Source organism: Larkinella humicola, from assembly GCF_008727875.1.
GTDB classification, from domain to species: Bacteria; Bacteroidota; Bacteroidia; order Cytophagales; family Spirosomataceae; genus Larkinella; species Larkinella humicola.
Genome location: NZ_VTWS01000001.1, coordinates 1,521,733 through 1,543,217 on the forward strand (window position 1 = coordinate 1,521,733; position 21,485 = coordinate 1,543,217).

11 protein-coding genes and 1 pseudogene are annotated in these 21,485 nt (G+C 51.7%); 2 read left to right on the forward strand and 10 right to left on the reverse strand.

Annotated features, from left to right (window positions below; all coding sequences use genetic code 11):
- Positions 1-183: 183 nt before the first annotated feature.
- Positions 184-2,253, forward strand: a complete 2,070-nt coding sequence (locus F0P93_RS06555) for an ATP-binding protein (protein ID WP_150875536.1) — start codon at positions 184-186, stop codon at positions 2,251-2,253.
- A 13-nt stretch (positions 2,254-2,266) separates the two neighbouring features.
- On the opposite strand, the gene F0P93_RS06560 is transcribed toward F0P93_RS06555, so the two are convergent.
- The 7 genes from F0P93_RS06560 to F0P93_RS06590 all read right to left on the reverse strand — a co-directional run bounded on the left by F0P93_RS06560 (position 2,267) and on the right by F0P93_RS06590 (position 12,543).
- A complete protein-coding gene (locus tag F0P93_RS06560; protein ID WP_150875537.1) occupies positions 2,267-2,917 on the reverse strand; it encodes a response regulator in 651 nt (216 codons plus the stop codon).
- A 218-nt stretch (positions 2,918-3,135) separates the two neighbouring features.
- Positions 3,136-4,752: an FAD-dependent oxidoreductase gene (locus F0P93_RS06565; protein WP_150875870.1), complete on the reverse strand. Its 1,617-nt coding sequence runs from the start codon at positions 4,750-4,752 to the stop codon at positions 3,136-3,138.
- Positions 4,753-4,852: 100 nt separating this feature from the next.
- Entirely contained in the window at positions 4,853-5,575 is a 723-nt protein-coding gene (locus F0P93_RS06570; protein ID WP_150875538.1) for an SGNH/GDSL hydrolase family protein, read from the reverse strand.
- A gap of 249 nt (positions 5,576-5,824) precedes the next feature.
- Entirely contained in the window at positions 5,825-7,255 is a 1,431-nt protein-coding gene (locus F0P93_RS06575) for a RagB/SusD family nutrient uptake outer membrane protein (RefSeq protein ID WP_150875539.1), read from the reverse strand.
- 92 nt (positions 7,256-7,347) lie between these two features.
- A complete protein-coding gene (locus F0P93_RS06580) occupies positions 7,348-10,824 on the reverse strand; it encodes a SusC/RagA family TonB-linked outer membrane protein (protein ID WP_150875540.1) in 3,477 nt (1,158 codons plus the stop codon).
- On the reverse strand, positions 10,821-11,840 hold the full coding sequence (locus F0P93_RS06585) for a FecR family protein (RefSeq protein ID WP_150875541.1): 1,020 nt from the start codon (positions 11,838-11,840) through the stop codon (positions 10,821-10,823). The genes F0P93_RS06580 and F0P93_RS06585 overlap by 4 nt, the downstream gene beginning before the upstream one ends.
- A 22-nt stretch (positions 11,841-11,862) precedes the next feature.
- Complete coding sequence (locus F0P93_RS06590) at positions 11,863-12,543, reverse strand: RNA polymerase sigma-70 factor (protein WP_150875542.1); 681 nt, start codon at positions 12,541-12,543, stop codon at positions 11,863-11,865.
- A 151-nt stretch (positions 12,544-12,694) separates the two neighbouring features.
- Between F0P93_RS06590 and tnpA the strand changes: the two are divergent.
- Positions 12,695-13,155, forward strand: a pseudogene (gene tnpA / locus F0P93_RS06595) (IS200/IS605 family transposase).
- 406 nt (positions 13,156-13,561) lie between these two features.
- Here the strand turns inward: tnpA and clpB are convergent.
- The 3 genes from clpB to F0P93_RS06610 all read right to left on the reverse strand — a co-directional run bounded on the left by clpB (position 13,562) and on the right by F0P93_RS06610 (position 21,440).
- Entirely contained in the window at positions 13,562-16,207 is a 2,646-nt protein-coding gene (gene clpB / locus F0P93_RS06600; RefSeq protein WP_150875543.1) for an ATP-dependent chaperone ClpB, read from the reverse strand.
- Between the two features lie 231 nt (positions 16,208-16,438).
- Positions 16,439-17,998, reverse strand: coding sequence for a C1 family peptidase (locus F0P93_RS06605; protein ID WP_150875544.1), 1,560 nt, complete (start codon positions 17,996-17,998; stop codon positions 16,439-16,441).
- Between the two features lie 76 nt (positions 17,999-18,074).
- On the reverse strand, positions 18,075-21,440 hold the full coding sequence (locus F0P93_RS06610; RefSeq protein ID WP_150875545.1) for a T9SS type A sorting domain-containing protein: 3,366 nt from the start codon (positions 21,438-21,440) through the stop codon (positions 18,075-18,077).
- Positions 21,441-21,485: the final 45 nt, after the last annotated feature.

Genomic DNA, 21,485 nt, shown 5'->3' on the forward strand with positions numbered 1-21,485 from the left:
TTGCCGTTTGGACAATACAAAGGTGGGGAATCGGTCGGCAGCAGGAAATCGGGAAAAGCCCTGATTTTCGACTCCGGGAAACCTGTATTTTGCGTCTATAGGAAAACCTATATTTTGCGGTAGTCCGTTGTTATTGAACGTTTTATATCCGTAATTTCGGCATCTTCTTTCTCTTTTCAGGCCATGCGCAACCTCCTGCTCCTGCTACTTTCCGGTACGTTCGCCTTTGCCCAGAACCCGGTGATCGATTCGCTGCAAAACCGGCTGAAACAGCCTCAGGCCGATAGTTTTCGCGTCATGACCTTACACGAACTGGCCACCAACTTCTGGTGGAATGGCTATGATTCACTCGCCATCCAGACGCTTCGTGCGGGTATGCGGGTGGCCCAAAAAGCGAACTACCCGACGGGCGAAATCCGCGCCCGGCTGGCCCTGGCCCGCATCGAAGCCGATTACCTGTCTGACACAAAAACCGCCCATGCTCAACTGGATACCGCACAAAACCGGGCAATTGCCATCCATGACCGGTCGTTGCAGGGACAGGTCTTTCTCCGGCGGGCGCAGTTGTATGCCAACATCATGGCGAAACTCCCCGAAGCCCGAACCCTGTTGCAGCAGGCCCTGGCGAAGTTTCGGGAAGGCCACGACCGGCGTTGGGAAGCACAGGCGTACAACGAACTGGCGATCATGCAAATGGGGGAAGGACAGTACGTCGAAGCGATTAATCTGTGGCTCAGGGCCCGGCGGATTCAGGAAAGCATGAACGACTGGAAAAGCCTGCGGTCTACCCTGCCAAATCTGGGCGCGGCTTACGTGAAACTCAACCGGTATGACGATGCGCTGGCCTGTTTTGCCGAGGGCGAAAAAATTGCCGACCGGCTGAACGACCGCATGGTTAAAACTTTTCTGATAGGCAAAAAAGCGGAAATTTTCGAGCGAAAAGGCCACTACGCATCCGCACTTTCCCTCTACCTCGAACAGGTGAAAGCGTATGAAAATCCTTACCTGCCCAGTAATCTGGCGCGGGCATACGGCGCGGTGGGCCGGATGTACATTGCTCTCCACCAGTATGACAAAGCCCTCGCCTATTCGCAACGCTCACAGGATACGTACCGAAAAACCGTTGAGAAAACCGAGGAGGCTCTGGAGCATAATGCCCAGCATAATTTCGGGGAAATTTACATCGGGCTGAAGCAGTATGAGCGGGCGATTCCGTATGCCAAAACCGGGCTGGCGTGGACGAAAGACATTCGCGAAATGAGACCCGAACGCACCAAATACCTGCAGCAACTGGCCGTTTCATACGATCACCTGAATCAGCCCGCCCAGGCACTGTATTATTTCAAATGGTATAAAGCGGAAGCCGATACGATGCTGAATGAAGAAGCCATCCAGAAAGCGACGGTGGCCAGCATGACCTACGATTTTGAGAAAAAACAGCAGGTAACCCGACTTCAGCAGGCCCAGCAACAAAACCGCATCACCTCGCTGGAAAAAGATCAACTGGCCCAGTCCCGCAACTTCCTGATTGCGTTGCTGGTGCTCAGTGCCGGAACGCTCGGCTACGTGTTCTGGAGCAACCGGCGGCTGCGGGCCACCAACGAAGCACTTTCCCGGAAAAATGCCGAGATCGAAGCCGCGCTCTACCGCGGTCAGACGATGGAACGGAAGCGGGTGGCCAGCGAATTGCACGACAGCGTGGCGGCTAAAGTTTCGGCCCTGAAGTGGCGGTTCGAAGCCATGGACACGTCGCAGTTTGACGACGGCCAGCAGCGGGAGCACACGCGCCTGTTGGATCACATGGGCGAAGTGTATGACGACATCCGGGCGATTTCGCACAACCTGATGCCCGAAATCCTCGAAAAACAGGGGTTACAAGCGGCTTTGATCAAACTGACGGATACCTTGAACGTTCAGAACCGCACCCAGTTTATGCTGGAAGTGGACGACTCGGGCGCGGATGTACGGGGAAAAACCGCCTACGAACTCTACGCCATTTCGCTCGAACTGGTCAACAACATTCTCAAACACGCCAACGCCCGCAGTGCCGGAATTGCCCTGCACCGCCAGAACGGTTTTCTGAAACTGACCATTCAGGACGACGGCGCAGGAATTGATGAGAACAGGCTTTCGGACGGAGTTGGCATGCGGAATATTCAGTCACGGCTGGAACGGCTGGGCGGTAGCTTCGTCCTGTCAAGCCCCGAACCGGGTGGCACCTGTGTGAATGTCCAGATTCCGATGGCCAGTTAAAACGGCCCTGACGTTACAGCAAGCCGTGCCGGACGGCGTATTTGATGATGCCAATTGAATTTTTGACGGCCAGTTTCCGAAGAATGTTGTGCCGGTGTGTCTCGACCGTTCCGGGGCTGATGAACAGTTTTTCGGCGATGGCGTTGGTGGAAAGCTCCTGCGCCACGAGCCGGATGATCTCAAGTTCGCGGTCGGTCAGGGGCGACAGGGGCGCAGGGGCTTCGTCCAGCGGCCGAACGGCGCTTACCGGCAGCGCCACCAACTGGGTCATAACGGATTCCGAGAAATATTTCTCCCCACGAGCCACGGTTTTCACGGCTTTCTCCAGTTCGGCTTTCCCGGCTTTTTTCATTACGTAGCCCGAAATACCGGCCCGAAACGCTTCCCGAATGCTGTCGGCATCTTCCGAAACCGTCAGCATCAGCACTTTGATGTGGGGAAATTGCTGGCGGATTTTCAGCGTCAGATTAATCCCGTCGAGATGCGGCATGTTCATGTCCGACAGCACGATATCGACCTCGTGATTCCCCAAAAAACCCATGACATCCCGGCTGTCGTTCAGCGTGCCCACCACTTCCACTCCTTCGATGCGGCTCAGCAGCAGGGACAGGCTGTCCAAAATAATTTCGTGATCATCCGTTAAGAGGAGACGTATGGGGGGCATAGGCAACAGAGTCAGGGTAAATCTCGCGGGTCTTTCAAAGATAAAGAGGATTTAGAAAATAGCAAGGTATCGTGCTGATGTAAAACCACTTAGCTACGTTGGTTTTTAATGTAAAGAATATTAAATATCAAATGATGAATGGTAAATGTAAAAGTGCCGGATTGGGGCTCCTTTTACATTTACCATTCATCATTTGATATTTAATATTCTCTTTCTCCCTACAGCGTCAGCCGCTGCTTGTCCTTCAGCAGCACCTCTTTCAGTTTCGCATACGGCACTTTCTGAACGGTTGTCTTTCCATCAATGGCCAGCACGGCGGCTGTGGCGGCTGATTGTCCCAGAATCATGAACACCGGTTCCATCCGGATGGAACCGTAGGCAATGTGCGAACTCGATACGCAAACCGGCACCAGCAGGTTTTTGCACTCGTTTTCTTTCGGCACAATCGAACCGTAGGCAATCGAATACGGCTTGTCCGGATGAACGCCGATGTCGCCTTCGTTCTGAACAAAACCGTCTTTTTTGACAAACCGCTGCGAATTGTGGGCGTCCAGCGCGTAGGAACCCATGCCCACCGGATTCGGCACCACGGTTTTGCCCAGGGCGTCGACTTCTTTCATGACAAATTCGCCCAGCATCCGACGGGCCTCCCGGATGTAGAGTTGGTGCGGCCAGTTTCCGTTGTCCTTGAATTCATCTTTGGGCAAACCCCACTGCTGCATGGCCTGGTGAACATCCGCCGGAATTTTCGGATCGTTCTGCATGTAATACAACAGCCCCTTCTGATACAGTTCATGGTCGCGGATGATCTGTTTGCGCCGTTCGTAGGTCGCTTCGGGGTAATCGTAGTTTTTTCCGATGTAGTCGGTACTGAACGGGCCGTGGTTGTTGGTATCGGTTTTGCGGTTCGGAATGGGGTCGTATTTATTAAACGTTTCGCGCCAGCCCGTGGCAAACACGCGGGCCAGAAGTTCGTAGCGACTCGGATCGTAGCCCGCGGGTTTCGGGAACGGAATGCGGTTTTCGGGGTGGTTGCTCAGGCACATCCGGAAACAATACGCCTGAATTTTGTGGTCGCCGGTGCCGTTTGCGCCCGGTTCTTCCGTCGATATTTCGGGCAGCAAACCGCTTTTGGGATCGCCTTCAACCTTGTAGGGACTCACATTTTTCTTGAAATAGTGGCCGTGCTGAAAAACGCCAACCTGCACGCCGTTGTGCGTTTCGTTGTAGACGCTGTTCGCTTCCCGGCCGACGTGGTATTTCACGCCCGCAGCCGCCATCAGATCACCTTCGTAGGTGGCATCGATGAACACTTTCCCTTGATAAACCGTACCGCTCAACGTTTTGAACGACGTGATGGCCCCCGCCTGTTTCTGAACGCCTTTCGCCGACCGGTCCAGCCATTCGTTGCGGTACACCGTCAGTTTATTTTCCCTGACAAAATCCTCAAAAACCTGCTCGGCCGCGTGCGGTTCAAAGATCCACATGGTTCGGTTGGTGCCGTCGAGCGCGGGCGTTCCCTGGCCTTTGTTGCCGTATTCCGACCGTTTCTGCCAGGTCCAGTTAGCGTCTTTCTGGTAGTGCTGATAAAGCCGCTGGTAGAACTCGCGGGAAAGTCCGCCGATGACCTCCTTGTTGCCCGTATCGGTAAAGCCCAGCCCCCCCGACGACAAACCGCCCAGGTGCTTATCCGGCGACACGATGATAACCGATTTGCCCATCTTTTTAACCTGCACGGCGGCCGTCACGGCGGCCGACGTGCCGCCATAAATGATCACATCGGCCTGCCGCACAGCGTACGGTTTGAGGGTGGATGTTCGATAACCGGGCAGCATCAGGAGCAAGCCCAACAGGAGGCTGGTGACAGACCCTTTTTTTAAAAATTCAGAAGCGAACGGGTTGTAAAAAGTCATAGTGATTCAGGAAAGACAGCACTCAGGCCGCCACTAGTTTTTGAAGATAAGCCGGATAGTTTTTACCATCGCCGTCACCGTGGGTAATGCTGTCACCGAAACAGACGATGCGGTTTTTCACCAATTGACGCTGCACCAGAAACGTGTAAAGGGCCACGGCCATCGTCCGGTAGCCCTCCGGCGTAGGATGAATCCCATCGGTTTTGTTGCTGTTGGCTTCGTTTTTCAGCAAGCTGCTCGCTTCCAGACCAATGTTCCCTACGGTTTCGAAAATATGGTGCATATCCAGCAAAGGCAGGTTGTTGTCCAAAGCTACTTTCCGAACGACGTCATTCATGGCCTTTTTTCGGGCAGCATGGCCCTCCGGCTGGTAAAAAGCCGGGTCGTGTCGGGTCATCAGATACGGTTCATACACTGGCAGAATCGTCATCAGCACAATTTGACTCCGGATTGCAATCAGTCTGGAACAGATCGTCCGCATGTTTTGCTCATAGACGGGCAATGGAACGTGCTTTTTGCTGTTCACGTCGTTGGTTCCGGCCATCAGAATGGTCAGTTCGGGCCGCTGCGCCAGGCAATCTTTTTCGATCCGGGCCAGCAAATCGACGGTATTGTTGCCGCCAACCCCCGTATTGATGACTACCGGACCCGGTTCTGCGGTTTTTGGCTCCCTGTTGTCAGACAAGGACTTGCCCAGAAAAGGGGCAACGGCCAGGGTACTTTGCAAAAACGTTCGACGTTGCATGATGTAACGGTTTTCAGTTTTCGGTTTTCGGTTTTCGGTTGCTGACGCGTTGTTTTTCATACCCCATTCATTGTTAACTAACAAGCTGTTTGAGTTAACCGGGGGGGGCCCTGGAAGGGCGGTCTGTCACTCGTTGACATCGGCTGTTGACTAGTGACAGGACAGGCCTCCGGCCTTAATTCAAACAACTTCTAATGATTTTCAACTGTAAATCGAAAAACCGTATACCGAAAACCGTACACCGAAAATTCAATACCCCGGATTCTGCTCCAGCTTGGGGTTCACATCGCGTTCCGTTTGGGGAATGGGGAACAGATAATGGTGCTCGGCCACAGTAATCGCCGGATTCTGAGCTTTCATGGCACTAATCAGCCGTTTCGTCCGGGCCAGATCATACCAGCGGTGGCCTTCAAAAGCCAGTTCCAGCCGTCGCTCCAGCAACACACTATCCCGAAACTGGGCCTGTGTCAGGTTCGGGGCCAGATTGGGTAAGCCCGCCCGGTTGCGAATGCGGTTGATGGTGGCATAAGCCTCGGCATTGTTGGCACCCAACTCGTTCAAGGCTTCAGCATACATCAGCAACACGTCCGGGTAGCGAATAATCGGATAATTATTACCGCCATCCGCGTTACCGGTGGCGGCCGGGTCCAGGTATTTGTAGACGTAACACGGAAACAACACACTGGCCGGAGCCGCCGGGGTGCTGGTGGCCGAATAGAGTCTTAGGGTAACATTCCGGCGTTTGTCATCGTCGCGGTAGGCTTTGTACAGATTTTCGGTAGCGGGGTCATCGCCAAAACCGGCAACGCCGTTGACGCGGTCGAAATTGGGGCGCATGTAGCCCTGCATCCAACTGCCTTCGCCAAAACCACCACTCAGGGCCTGCATTTCGAAGACGGCTTCTTTGCCGTTTTTGTTAGCAATCAGAAAGGCATCCGCGAAGTTGGCCCACAAATCGTACTGCCCCGAATCGATCACCTCTTTCGCCTTGGCCGCTGCCTTTGCCCAGTCCTGACGGGTCAGATACACTTTCGCCAGATAGGCGGTTGCGGCTCCTTTCGTGGCCCGGCCCCGATCGGCTCCGGTGTAGCTCGCGGGCAGTACGGTTTCGGCTTCCGTAAAATCCTGAACAATCAGCGTATAAACCTCATCCACCGACGCCCGGGCCACGCTCAGGTCATTCAGCGAGGTGGTTTCGGTGGTCATGATGGGTACGCCCCCAAACAGCCGAACCAGCGTGAAGTAATAAAAACCGCGCATAAACTTCGCTTCGGCCAGGTAGCGGGCTTTCAGAGCATCATCCATCGGAACGGCCGGTAAGCGGGTAATCACCGCATTGGACCGGTTGATAGCGGAATAGACCGTCGACCAGATGGCCTGGAACGTATTGGTGGCCGGGGTAAATGTGTATTTGTCGAGGTCGTTTTTCGGCTGGTTCGCGGTCGAGCGACCATTGCCCCACTCGGCATCATCGGTAGCCTGATCCTGCAAAATCCACATCACCTGACTATACAGGTTTGCGTTGTTCAGTGGGTCATAGACCGCACTGACAGCCGCTTTGGCATCGTCGGCGTTTTTATAAAAATTCGCGGGCGTAAAATTCGATTCGGGCTTCTGGTCCAGCACTTCGCAGGACGTCATCAGGCCGATCAGGCAGAAAAAGAATAGGTGTTTTTTCATGACTGGAAAATCAAATGATGGATGATGAACGATGAACGATGGATGGCTGACGTAAGAATTCATCGTTCATCATCCATCATTCATCATTCTATTTAAAATCCTACGTTAAGTCCGAACAGAAGGGTTTTGGCCGCCGGGTAGCTGGCATAGTCGAAGCCCTGGCTCCGGCTGTCCTGACCAAACCGGTTTACTTCCGGATCATACCCCGAATAGTTGGTCCAGGTCAGGTAGTTCTGCGCCGTTGCATAGACCCGTACCGACTGAATTTTCAGCCCTTTGAGCACGGAGGCCGGTAAGTTGTACGCCAGTTGAATGTTTTTCAGCCGCAGGTACGACCCATCTTCAATCTGCCGGGTCGACACGCGGTTGGCAGGCCGGGTGGTCGAGGCCCGTGGGATGTCGGTATTGGTGTTCGTAGGCGTCCAGCGGTTCAGCATATCCCGGCTCTGGTTGGTGGTCGCGTTCAGGTATTCGAGTTCGTAGCGGTTGGCATTCAGGATGCTGTTTCCGTAAACCCCCTGAAAGAATGCCGTCAGTTCCAACCCTTTATACGAGAAAGTATTGCTGATCCCGCCGATGAACTTGGGTTGCGACCGGCCAATGATCGTCCGGTCGTTGTCATCGATTTTCTTGTCGCCGTTCAGATCCAGGTATTTGCGGTCGCCCGGTTTTCGGGCCTGCGGATCGGCCAGGGCCGTCAGCTCATCCGTGGTTTGGTACAGGCCGTTGGTCACGTAGCCAAAGAACGACCCCAGCGGTTCGCCCACCCGAATGATCCCGGAGTTGAGGCCCTGGCCGATGTTGGCGACACTCCCGGCGAAAATCTGGGGGGCTCCACCAATATCAAGCACTTTGTTGCGGTTGAGGGCAAAGTTAAAGTCGGTGTTCCACTTGAAGGCTCCCACCAGATTGCGCGACGAGATGCTGAGTTCGATGCCTTTGTTCTCCACTTTGCCAAGGTTTTTTATGGCACTGGAAAAACCCGACGTACTCGGAACCGTCACATTCAACAGCAGGTCTTTCGTCCGTTTCAGATACGCATCGGCGGTCAGGGTAATCCGGTCGTTCAGAAAACCGACGTCCACCCCTACATCAGCCTGCGAAGTGGTTTCCCACGACAGATCCGGGTTGGCAATCTGGTTCGGGCCCAGTCCCGTCGAAACCGTGTTTCCAAATACGTAGTTTTGAGTACCCAGCAGCGAATACGCCGGGTAGTTGCCAATTCCATCCTGGTTACCGGTCGTACCGTACGTCATTCGCAGTTTCAGATCACTGATCACGGCATTGTTCTTCAAAAAGGCTTCTTCCGAAACCCGCCAGGCCAGGGCCGCCGAGGGGAAATAACCAAATCGGTTGTTCGCGCCAAACCGGGAAGAACCGTCGGTTCGGAACGAAGCCGTCAGCAGGTATTTGTCTTTGTAGCCGTAATTCAGCCGCGCCAGGTAGGATTGCAGTCCCCAGGTGCCGATGCTCGATTCGGGCGTCAAGGGCACCGAACCGGAGGCCAGGTTGCTCGAACCCAGGTTGTCGTTCACAAAATTACGTGCCTGCGCCCGGTTGGCTTCCGTCCGGCTGGCCTGCTGCGTATACCCAATCAGGGCCGTTACGTTGTGGTCGTTGTTGAAGGTACGGGTGTAGGTCAGCAGGTTTTCGTTAAGCCACGTAATGGCCTGTGAATTAAAGATAGCCGCCGATCCGCCCTGAGCCAGACCACTCGAAACCGAGCGGGGCAGATACGAATCCTGTTTTTGCAAAATACCGTCGATTCCCAGCGATACGCGCAGGCTCAGGCCATCAATGATCTGGTAATCCCCGAAAATACTACCAAAAACGCGGTAGGCGGTATTGCGGTTTTTGTTGTCGCGGGCCAGCGCCACCGGGTTGTCGGCGGTGAAAGCCAGGGCCGGATTGGTCAGCAGATAGGAACCGTCGGCGTTCCGAACCGGCAGAATGGGCGGAAACTGGAGCGCGGCCATCGTCACCAGACCAGCACTGCCCAAATCGCCGTCCGAACGGGCCTGGTTCGTAACGGTGCGGTTGACGGTCAGGCTGTTGCCAATTTTGATTTTACTGGTCAGCTTGCGGTCCAGATTGACCCGGAACGAGTACCGGTCAAAATCGGAGTTGACAATCACGCCGTTTTGTTTGAAATAACCGCCTGCAATGGCATACTGTGTTTTTTCATCCCCTCCGCTAATCGATAATTGGTAGTTGGAAATGGGGGCCTGCCGGAAAATCTCATCCTGCCAGTCGGTGCCTTCACCAAATGCATCGACCTGCGCGGGCGTATACACCGCCGGGCGGCCTTCGTTCGTGTTGGCGTCGTTGACGAACTGGGCGTATTCCCGTCCGTTCAAAACCGGGTATTTCCGGCGCACATTCTGAATCCCGTAATAGGTATCGAAGGTGATGGTCGATTTTCCGGCCTTTCCCCGCTTTGTCGTGATAATCACCACGCCATTCGCGCCCCGCGACCCGTAAATGGCCGTAGACGACGCATCTTTCAGCACCGAAATCGACTCGATATCGCTGGGATTGAGCGTACTTAGCACGTTGAAACTTGAGCCAGAGTTGGCTCCATCGTTTTTGAAGGGAATACCGTCGATGACATACAGTGGCTCGTTGTCGCCCTGGATCGAGTTGCCACCCCGGATGCGAATGCTGGTCGAGCCGCCCGGCGCACCCGAGTTCTGGGTAATCTGGACACCTGCCGCCCGGCCCTGCAACGCCTGATCGAGCGACGTGACGGCCACTTTGCGAATTTCTTCGACCGGAACCGTGGCCACGGCCCCCGTCAGATCGCTCTTTTTCACCTGACCGTAGCCGACCACCACCACTTCGTTCAGCGATTTGGTATCCGGCACCAGTTGAATATCGATCACGGAGCGGTTTTGCACCAACTGCTCCTTACTCACATACCCAACAAAGCTGTAAACCAGGGTAGTCGCTTCATTGGGAATGCTCAATTGGTAACGTCCCTGCACGTCGGTCGTTGTTCCGCGTGAAGTGCCTTTCACGACCACACTGACGCCGGGCAGCCCCTCGCCGGTTTCGCTCGTGACCCGTCCGGTTATCCGGACATCGGCCCGGGTCGTTTCAATGGGCTGAATGGTCGACAGACTCATCAGGCCATCCAGCGAAACGGGGCCGGTTCCGGCGGTTGCGGATGTGGCGGCAACGGGTACACTAATTGTTGTCCGCTCGTTTTTAGGCGGCAAAATCAGATACGCCCCGGACCGCAGTTTTTTAAACCGCATCCCGTACTTCTTCAGTAACAGGTTGAGATTGGTTTCCAGCCGGGCATTGAGGTTGAGCGGTTCGGCCGGGCTCAGGTGACGTGCCACGACTGATTCTTCGAATAAAATATCGACGCCATAATAGTCCTTCAATTGCAACAGGGTGTTTTTCAGCGGCTGGCTCACCCCAAGGGTGGGCGTGGTTTTCCCGGATTGGGCGTGGTCGGTTTGCTGGGGCGTTCGGACAAAAGCCAGCGTCTGGGCTACGGCGTGGCCGTAACCGACACTGAGCAACCAGCCAGTGGCCAGTGCAAGCGGTATTGATTTTCTCATTGGGTAAGTGGGATTTCGGTAGGGGTTGAAAAAATGAGATTCTGGTCGCGGTGGCTGAGTTTCAGATCCAGCAGTTCGGCAAGGGCCTCGGCCAGTTCGTCGGAGGAACCGGCGCGAATGGTACCCGTCAGCGTTCGCCGGGCGAGCGCCGGATCGGCGAGTTGCGCGTTGACGCCAAAAACCGCCCGAATCTGGCGTACCACTTCGCGCAGAGAGGTATTGTTGAAACTAAAAAGCCGGTAGCGCCAATGGGCAAAGCGGGTGGTGTCCCTTTGTTGTTGTAAGCGCAAGGCTCCTTTTTCATCGAGCCGTACCCAGTCGCCGGGTTTCATCAGCAGGTTTTGCACCGGTTGATTGGCGGTTTTGTAGTGGAGGTTCACTTTCCCCCGCTTCAGCACCACTTCGGCGTGAGAGGCCCGGCTTCGCACCGAAAATTCCGTTCCTAATACCTCCACCTCCAGGCCATCCGTTGCCTGAACGACAAAGGGTTGGTGCGTGGAAAGGTGCTTCACGTCAAAAACCGCATCGCCTTTCAGGGCCACCCGCCGGGAAAACCAGCCGTAGCCCATCCGGGGCAATTGCAGAGACGAGTTGCTGTTGAGTGCCACCGTAGAGCCGTCGGGCAGGTTCAGCGAACGGAGTTGGTAGGCGTTGGTCGTAATGGTCTGGTAGAAAAGCGGTTTCCGAAACAACCAGCCGCCAGCCAGCAACACGAACGTGAGGGAAGCCGCGATCAGCCAGCGGGCCGGATGCCAGAACGGGCGGATTTCCTCCGGCAGCGATCGGATCACCCGGGCCGGTGCTTTGTCCGGATTGTCGAGCCGTTGCCGGAACTGGTCGAGGTGATGCGCGAAGTCGGGGGCATATTGCGGAAAGCTCCGCTCCCATTCGTCCAGCCACTGAAAATACGTTTCCCGGCTGGCCGGGCGCGTCAGCCATTCGCCGATCACTTTCTGCTGGACCGACGTGGCCTGACCGGCAAAGTACGTAAACAACAATTCTTTGGTAGGTTCCATGATGAGGTGTATATCGGTGAGGCTACGCGAAAACCGTCAGCAGAAGCAGCCCATAACTAATCAGTTTCTGGTTTCGGAGAAATTGCCGAACCGTTGAAATGGCCTGTAACAAGTGATTTTCGACGGTTTTGGGGGAAAGCGTCAGCTCGCTGGCAATTTCCTTGTAGGATTTCCCTTCGAACCGGCTCAACAAAAACACGCGTTGCCGCTGGGGCGATAATTGCTGAACGGCCTGTTCAAGGGCGCGGTACAGTTCGTCCTGTTGCAAGAGCCGGTCGGGCTGCATGGCGTCCTGATCGGGCTGATCGAGGTCGTCGGGCAGCGGTTCCTGGCGGCTCAGCTCCCACCGCAGGCTGTTGTAGGCCCGGTTGCGAACCGCCTGGTAGAGATACGCCCGGTACGATCCCTTGATCTGTTTGTAAAGTTCTTTCTGGTAGAAGGTATAGAACAAATCCGCGACCACATCTTCGGCCACCTGCCGGTCGTAGACAAACCGGATGGCGTGGCTGCACAGGGGCGCGAAATACTGCCGGAAGAGCAGTTCACAGCCGAGTTTCGGGTCGGCGGCAAAGGCATTGCGGATGAACAACTCGCTGTCGGCACTCACCGGAACCGGGGTCGCAGCATCGCTCCTGAGCAGTGGCGGTGGACCGCCGGGATTTGGGTCGGGAGAGGGCCGGAATGGAAACGCGTTGGCTGGCATCGGTCAAAGGGTCTGGTACAGTGAAGACAAGTTAGTACCAAAAATCCCCCAATCGATTTTTATTTTTTATGTTTAAAATGCAAAAAAAGAATCCATACAAGGTGACGATACCCATCCTGGCACCGTCTAATTCCTGTTATTATCGATGGTCATGCCAAACAACTACACCCAGCTTTACATCCAGACGGTTTTTGCGGTCAAACACCGTCATGGCCTGATTCGGGTTGAATGGAAAGAAGATTTGTACCGCTATATGACCGGGATTGTCCAGAATCAGGGCATAAAATCCTTGCGATCAATGGAATGCCCGATCACGTTCATGTATTTTTGGGTCTGAATCCGAATCAGGCGGTTTCGTCACTCCTGCAAGACCTGAAAGGCGACTCTTCCAAATGGATGAATGATCAGCGTTTAATTAAAGGCCGTTTCGAGTGGCAGTCGGGCTACGGTGCTTTTTCCTACGGGCAATCTCAAATCGACCGTGTGGTGCGTTACATTAAAAATCAGGAAGAGCACCACCGTACGATGACGTTTTTGGAAGAGTCTACCACCTTCCTGAAAAAGTTCAATGTACCTTTCGACGCGCGGTATATTTTCAAAGCGGTAGAATAAAATTAATGAGATGGTAATTTTCCCGTCGCGTTAGCGACGAAATGTTTGTAGCAACCCGATCGTCTCAACATGTCTCCGGTAGCGAACGAACCAACCGAGCCACACACATCAGCAAAAAATGGTTTCGTCGCTACACGACGAGCCGATGGGTGGGTCAAGGTTCTTACTACAAACATTGGGTCGCTAACGCGACCGATCATCCAAACGCCCGAAAACGAGTCGCGTAGCGACGAAATGTTTGTATAAAACCGAACTACTCAGTATGTACCCGGTCGCGTTAGCGACCCAATGTTTGTAGCAACCGAACGATCTCCACGAAATCCATGGTTGCGTAGCGACCAAACCAATCTGAAACAAAAAACGCCCGACTTCATCAGCCGGGCGTTTCCAATCCAGTACCAGCGCGTTAGTCTAACGCCGGAATCACTTTATCAAGGTTGTAAAACAGAATATCTTCCTTGCCGTTTTCGCCTTCGTTCATCATCATGCCGACCACAGCATTTTTCTGAATCCGGCCCGCCAGAATCTCCTTCGACAGGGCGTTCAGGATGCGCCGTTGCATGACGCGTTTCAACGGACGGGCGCCAAACTGCGGGTCGAAACCTTCTTCGGCGAGTTTGTCAAGTACTTCCTGATCGGCTTCGATGGTAATGCCCTGCTCGGCCAGCCGGTCCTGAATGTGCTTGAACTGCAGCCCCACGATCTTGCGGATTTCTCGTTTGGTCAACGGCTGGAACATCACCAGCTCGTCGATCCGGTTCAGAAACTCAGGGCGCAGCGTCTGTTTCAGCAACTCAAAAACTTCGTCTTTGGTATCTTCAATGATCTGCTCCCGATTCCAGTCTTCCATTTGCGCAAACCGCTCGCGGATGATGTGGCTCCCGATGTTCGACGTCATGATCACAATCGTGTTCTTGAAACTGGCCACCCGGCCTTTGCTATCGGTCAGCCGGCCGTCGTCCAGCACCTGCAACAGGATGTTGAACACGTCGGGGTGCGCTTTTTCGATCTCATCCAGCAGAATAACGCTGTACGGTTTCCGGCGGACGGCTTCGGTCAACTGACCGCCTTCATCGTAGCCGATGTAGCCCGGAGGAGCGCCAATCAGGCGGCTGACGGCGTGGCGTTCCTGAAACTCGGACATATCGATCCGCACCAGCGAGTTCTCGTCGTTGAACAGATAATCGGCCAGGGCCTTCGCCAGCTCGGTTTTTCCGACGCCGGTCGTTCCCAAGAAGATGAACGAACCCAGCGGACGTTTCGGGTCCTGCATCCCGGCGCGGCTCCGGCGAACCGCATCGGCCACCGCCTGAATGGCTTCTTCCTGCCCCGCTACGCGTTTCGCCAGTTCGTCTTCCAGGTGTAGCAGTTTTTCCCGTTCCGACTCCATCATCCGGCTCACCGGAATACCCGTCCATTTGGCCACCACCTCCGCAATATCGTCGGCGGTCACCTCCTCCTGCAACAGGTTCTGGCCGTCGCCTTCCGATTTAACCAGCTCATCCAGACGGTTTTGCATTTCGGGCAGACGACCGTAGCGAATCTCGGCCACCTTGCCGTAATCGCCCGACCGTTCGGCCTGCTCGGCTTCCGACTTCAGTTGATCGAGTTGTTCTTTCAACGTCCGGACTTCGTTCACCGACTGTTTCTCCACCTCCCAGCGCGCTTTCAGGCTGTTCCGCAGTTCGTTGAGGTCTTCAATTTGCCGGTTCAAAACGCTTTCCTTGTCACGGTCGGACTCCCGGCGAATGGCTTCCCGTTCAATTTCCAACTGCATGATCCGGCGGTTCAGTTCGTCGAGTTCTTCCGGCACCGAGTCGATTTCCAGCCGCATTTTCGCAGCCGCTTCGTCCATGAGGTCAATGGCTTTGTCGGGCAAAAACCGGTCGGAAATGTAACGGTTTGAAAGTTCGACGGCGGCAATGACCGCGTCGTCCTTGATCCGAACGCCGTGGTGCAATTCGTATTTTTCCTTGATCCCCCGCAAAATTGAAATCGCATCTTTCACATCCGGTTCGTCCACCAGAACCGTCTGGAACCGGCGCTCAAGGGCTTTATCCTTTTCAATGTATTTCTGGTATTCTTTCAGCGTGGTGGCACCGATGGCGTGCAATTCACCCCGCGCCAACGCCGGTTTCAACAAGTTGGCCGCATCCATCGCGCCATCTCCTCCGCCAGCCCCCGCCCCAATCAGGGTGTGAATCTCGTCGATAAACAGCACGATTTCGCCCTCGGAATCCGTCACTTCCTTGATAACCGCCTTCAGCCGTTCTTCAAATTCGCCCTTGTATTTCGCACCCGCCACGAGCAAACCCATGTCGAGCGACACGATAATTTTCGATTTCAGGTTTTCGGGAACGTCGCCCTGCACAATCCGTTGGGCCAGCCCTTCGACAATGGCGGTTTTCCCAACGCCCGGTTCACCGATCAGCATCGGGTTGTTTTTCGTCCGGCGACTCAGGATTTGCAACACCCGGCGAATCTCTTCGTCACGGCCAATCACGGGGTCAATTTTCCCTTTTTCGGCCAGTTCATTCAAATTTTTGCTATACCGCTCCAGGGAGCGGTATTTTGCTTCGGCATTGGGATCTTTCACAGGATTATTTTTTCCGCGTAACTCTTTAATGGCTTCTTTCAGTACTTTTTCAGTGAACCCGACGTCTTTCAACAGCGTCGCCACGGCGTCTTTGCCCCCCGAAAGTCCCAACAGAATCAACTCGATGCTAACGTACTCATCGTCAAACTCTTTCAAAAGTTTGGTCGCTCGTTGCAAAGCCGAATTCAGGTCGTTTCCGAGGTATATGTTGGGAGTTCCCTGCGCGCCTACCGACACTTTCGGATACCCGTTCACAATGGCGTCCAGGGCCAGCGTCAGTTGGCTGGAATTAACGCCGGTTTTTTTCGACAGAAACCCCATTGTGTTGGGATCTTCGTCGATAATCGCTTTCAGCACGTGACCGGTTTCCACCGACTGCTGCTGATTTCCCTGCGCAATCTGGGCCGCCTGCTGGATGACCTCCTGCGCTTTGATGGTGTAATTTGTTAAGTTCATGGTTGTGGGTTAAACGCTTTACCGGCGTAACAACTACTGCCCGGTTTGCGTTTTCGTTGCTGTAATCTATTTATCAAAGAGCAGGCCAGCCGGGTTTTTCGGACAATTTGGCGGAGATTTAGTAAAAATCGATAAAATAATTGCCATAATGACACACGCATCTAAAACAAAACGGGGCAACTGATCTCTCAGGGTGCCCCGTTGGTTAATTCAGCAATACGGTTAGCCTCTCTATTTCTGAATTTTCAGATCAAACGTAATCCACCAGCCTGTGCCGGTTTTTCCCCGACCCGTCAATCGCATCAGACCTTTTTTCCCATCCTGAGTTACAAATCGCCGAAGAATCTTTGTCTCGAAGGTGTCGGCATTACAGGACGAACTTGAAGTAATCAGCGTCCCGATGCTGTAGGTGTCATTGGGTGTGTTGTAACTACCAAAGGTCAACTGATCAATGTCTACGCTGGTTTTTAGATTTTCCCAGATGCTCGACGAAATCTGACTCTGGTCGTTAAAACTCGTTGCCCCGGTTTCAAAACTCCCCTTGCGGTAAACGCTCCATTTCTGATCAATCACCGTTTTACTGGTTTGGGTTGTCCCGCACCCAACCGCGCAGCCCTGCAACGTTACGGGTGTTATGACCGAAACCTGGCAGATGGAACTCATAAACACACCGTCGATTTTATCGGCATATTTAGCGCCATCTTTCAACTGAAAGACCTCGCCCGTTCGGTAGCTAACGAGACAAGAATCGGCCAAGACACCCTGCTTATCGCTCACGGTAATCCGAATATTTTTGAAATGGTCCAGCGGGTCACCTTTAGGCGGCACGGGTTTATAGAGAGTCAATTGCTCCAAAACCGGACCGGTAAATGGGATATAAGCCTCCAGTACCACCTTATTTAAAAGTCCATAGTCCATCCAAATAAAGCCTTGATTGGCCCAGTTGTTCCCCCAGGAATTCATAATTTTAAAAGCATTTTTCGAGTCATCGAAACCAACCAATACAACCGCATGTAATCCATTCCAACCAGGAATAGACGAAGCATCGAAAGATTTCCAAATAAATTCTCCACCGACTTTCTCCGAGGGTCGGTGGAAGTTTGGGTCGGTTTTGATCGTGACCTGCACCACATTGTTATCCGATAAAACAGACTTCAAACTTTCTTCCGTCATTGGCGTCCGACCAAAACCCGCAATCCGGTAATTTAACGCGGATTGTTTCTGGCTGGCTGTGGGCTGCGTTTTGTAACTCGGCCAGGCATCTTTATACGGCATGTCTTTCATCGTGCAGACGCCACTGTTCTTCATCAGGATATAAGCCTCCGAAACACTAGAACCTTTATCTTCGCCCTTATTGATCTGGTTATACACAAAAGCCGGACTGAAAACCGCACCGTCATCCCGATTGCCATTGAATACATACGGTTTTTTCGTTTCTTTATGGTGTAAATAGCTCCTCACCGCATAGGCCGAGGCCCAGGCGTTACAAGAACCCTGCTGTCCCTGATTGCCAACCGGAGGCATCTCGGCGCTAAAGTCAACCTGCGTTTTGACGGCTCTACGCCCTCCTTTGTAGGTTTTCGAAACATAGATTGGTATTTTTTCGTATTCCTCTTTGTCCAGCGGGATCAAACCGGTCTGGCTTTTAGCCTCCTCGCTCAACGGAGGGGCTTCTTTCGGCGATTCATCCGGTGGTGGGGCAGTTTCCGATTTTGTACACTGTATGAGTATAAAACCAAGCAGAAGTAGCCAGGTAATCGTACGGAAAGCAGAAAGTAGTTTTTGGATCACAGTAAGACCGTTTAATTTTTAATTCTTTTTGACACTTATCCTACCAATGTTCTGCCATAGAGCACCGGCTTCCGTGTTAATATTTTGTAAACTTCTTAGTTATAACAGCCTTTTCACTTTGTAATCTCAATAGATAATTTCCACTTGAAAGGTCACCAATGTTTACAGAATAGCTATTTGTTTCATTCGAAGTTTCTGCCGATCTATTACCAAAAAAACGGCCAGTCATATCATAAATCGATATTTCAAAACTGCCACAAGGGTACCAAAAAGAAATTTGTCTATCTGTAGGATTGGGTTTGAGTAAAATATCGTCAGGGCAATCATCACATACCGGAATCTTAACCATCTGTTCAGTCTGGCACATATTGATATCTGTAATGTAAAATGCGGTTTCACGGTTTAGAGCAGACCGTTTAATGACTGCATTTACTATGTTTTCTTTTTTCAGACTATCGGGAAAAAGAATTGTCTGATAAACATCGCTAACAATCGAGATCGGTAACGTTGCATTGCTAATCTGACCGGTTATCGTAATATTATCCGAATCACCCCAGCAGGCGGCTGTAATAGTCGATGAAAGTCCACAGGGAGGAAGTGGGCAAACCGCTTTACCACTGACACTTAGCGAGCATTTATCCAAATCGTTGCCACCGGAAATAATGATATGATAAGCCCGACCAGGTTTATAGGGTCCAAACAGGATGGAAGTTGTTTTTCCATCGTCTATAAAAGTCGTCTCTTTCAGTTCTTTGTAGAGATTATTTTTTTCATAAACCCGATAGACCTGGTTACTTGCTAATCCTCGTATGGGAATCCTGACACTATACCCACCGTCCGGATGGCAGATAATTTCTTCTTTTTTCATTTTTAAGGGGCAGGCAGCAAATCCCTTTTCAGCCGTTAGCGAATACAGACATTCACTACCATAGGACCCATCAATCATCAGATAGTATTCCTGCCCTTTCACTAGCCCGCTTACATCAAGTTTTCCAGCGGTAAAGAGGCCATTAAAATTCTGGCATTTCAGGTATTTCCAATTCGTTTTAGGTAAGTCACATGCACCATCCGGTTGAAGAATCGCAAGCTGAACCCCTTCACAGAGTTTATGTGTTCCTCCGCGAGACTGATAACCTAATGTAATTGTTGTATCTTGAGCCAGAAACTTGAAAAATGAATTATTGTGGATAATCCCACAAAATCCTTGCGCCATATTTCCGGTTATACTAGCCGAATAATCAATGGATGAAACGCCACAAAAGGTCTGCAAATTATTGATTAAGGGTGCTTCATCACAGGTATTGGAAGGAGTTGGATTGGTGCCACAATTGCAATACTCAGGCGGTTTTACCGCGGTTTCGGTCGTACCTATTCCTGCAATCCAGCCTTCACGAACTGACGAATTATCCGAATCAAATACAACGGTTAAACAACCTCCAGAATTTGAAGAAGCCGTAAAGGTTTGCGGTTTTCTCAGATTACTTTCCAGAATACAGGATGTTCCAATCCCGTCATATACGGCTAAATGATCTAGCGAGACTGACGTAGAAACAATATCCACGGTCGTGAAATCCAGCGTTATGTATTTTGGGGCACCAGCCTGTTCGGGTGGACAAATCGTATAGACTTTATATTCATTGTTTGCATAAGTTCCGTTTTCCCCTCCGCTGTCGGTAAATGTTCCGGAAACCGCTCGGATTTCATGCAAACAACCCGGCGGGGGATTGTCGGTTGTCATAATGGTTGCCTTCCAGCCTCTCCCTGAAATGTCGTAGGAATTAGCCCGGAAGAAAACCGTCAGACAGCCTTTTGACGTAGCCGAAGCGGTAAATGAAGCTGGGCGATTTACGTTTATATCGAGCGGGCAATCGAAGCTAAACCCGTCAAAAACCCGTAACACGTCTTGGTTATTGTAATTGATCACATCGACCTCTGTAAAATTGAGAACGATGAATTTATTGGGTGATTCAGGGCAAATTGTTACCAGGCGATTTTGGTCACCCGTGTAATCTTTGGTAGGGCCGCCATCATCGTAAAAATTGCCGACGTCGGCCTTCACATTTCCGTCGGAAATCCAGTAACCGGTTTTTTCAAAAACGTCAACCGAATAGGAAGAACTGCATTTAGCGGCATTCGTAACTGTGAGTTTATACGTTCCGGGCGTCGTTACCTCAATCGAAGGCGTGGTAGCGCCGTTTGACCAGCTATAAGTCAAACCGGTTAGTGTGGTATCGGCAGCATTTAGCGTTGCAGTTTCACCCTTTCGTATAGCTACATAGGGAGGTAAATCTATAGTGGGTACAGGCGACTTGTCGTCGATAACAAACGATATAGCCTGTGCGCAACCCGACGGATCACGAACAATAACATAATGCGATCCTTTGGCCAAACCCGATACCGACGGCCCGGTTCGTCCGTTACTCCATTCAAAGGTTGCATTCGGGATGGTTGGAATCGAAATGCTGGCCCGGCCGTTGGCCAGACCGCATCGAGAATTCACAGTATCAACTTTGGCTTTGGAAAAATCCGGGCAGTTTTTTAAAGTACTGGACCCTGTGTAATCAATTCCTGTAACCAAGCCCTTTATTGTCAATCCTTCGGGTAATTGAGTCCCATTTTCTCCAGTAAAGTTTTTTACAACTAAAGAATGAGTAGCAATTGCTCCTGCATTTGACCCACACATTATTCTATTATTTTTGTCTATGCCTTGGACAATCGATTGTGCAAACAGATACCCTTCAATTTTCATTTTAAGTACACTTTTTCCTGCAGGAATACTTATTTTGATAATCTTTTGTTGGTTCACGTCTTCCATTTCTAAAAAACTTCCATTTTCCAAAACCAGCTCTCCTTTCGCGGTGGCAGTTTGTCCACCGAGAGTTACAGAAATTTTGGCCTCTGCAAATGCCCGTGAAAACGCAGGATTACAAAAAGTTTGAACTGCAACAAGAGCAGCAGTTGCTTCGAATGGTAATTCTAAGACAGTAGCTTTAGGAGAATAAATTTCGAGAGGATCTACATAGGAAATCTTTCCTGGATTTGCATAACCAAGTGGAATCAAATAAGATAAGTTGACCATATATGCTTCTACTGATCCAGAAGCATGCAGTATATCAGTTGAACAAGTTAAGTCTGGTATGAATCTTATTTCAGGCAAAAAATCTCCTATAGACAAAGGTCTTTTAATGCTGTTTTTTAAGCTAAAAACATTTACTACCCCCGTCTCAATAGCACTTTTAAAATCAGTAATAGGGAACTTCATTTCTACTTTTAGATCAGCGAACGAACCGTTTGAGTTACCTTCCACGCCAATTAAAGAGCATAAATTATTGTAACTAATACTAGGTTTAGGATCTAAGCCCTCACCTTCCAAGCTAATTTCTACTTGTGCTTGAGTTGCTAAGGAAAATAAAAGATGCACAAAAAGTAGAACTTTTCTCATATCATTTAAAGCACATTACTTTCTTTATATTATATATAAAAAATG

Excerpts from the sequence above, each read along its gene's own strand:
- F0P93_RS06610 (WP_150875545.1), bottom strand. The coding sequence starts at position 21,440 with ATGAGAAAAGTTCTACTTTTTGTGCATCTTTTATTTTCCTTAGCAACT.
- F0P93_RS06565 (WP_150875870.1), bottom strand. The coding sequence starts at position 4,752 with ATGCTGCCCGGTTATCGAACATCCACCCTCAAACCGTACGCTGTGCGG.
- F0P93_RS06555 (WP_150875536.1), top strand. The coding sequence starts at position 184 with ATGCGCAACCTCCTGCTCCTGCTACTTTCCGGTACGTTCGCCTTTGCC.
- F0P93_RS06570 (WP_150875538.1), bottom strand. The coding sequence starts at position 5,575 with ATGCAACGTCGAACGTTTTTGCAAAGTACCCTGGCCGTTGCCCCTTTT.
- clpB (WP_150875543.1), bottom strand. The coding sequence starts at position 16,207 with ATGAACTTAACAAATTACACCATCAAAGCGCAGGAGGTCATCCAGCAG.
- F0P93_RS06585 (WP_150875541.1), bottom strand. The coding sequence starts at position 11,840 with ATGGAACCTACCAAAGAATTGTTGTTTACGTACTTTGCCGGTCAGGCC.
- F0P93_RS06580 (WP_150875540.1), bottom strand. The coding sequence starts at position 10,824 with ATGAGAAAATCAATACCGCTTGCACTGGCCACTGGCTGGTTGCTCAGT.
- F0P93_RS06560 (WP_150875537.1), bottom strand. The coding sequence starts at position 2,917 with ATGCCCCCCATACGTCTCCTCTTAACGGATGATCACGAAATTATTTTG.
- F0P93_RS06590 (WP_150875542.1), bottom strand. The coding sequence starts at position 12,543 with ATGCCAGCCAACGCGTTTCCATTCCGGCCCTCTCCCGACCCAAATCCC.
- F0P93_RS06575 (WP_150875539.1), bottom strand. The coding sequence starts at position 7,255 with ATGAAAAAACACCTATTCTTTTTCTGCCTGATCGGCCTGATGACGTCC.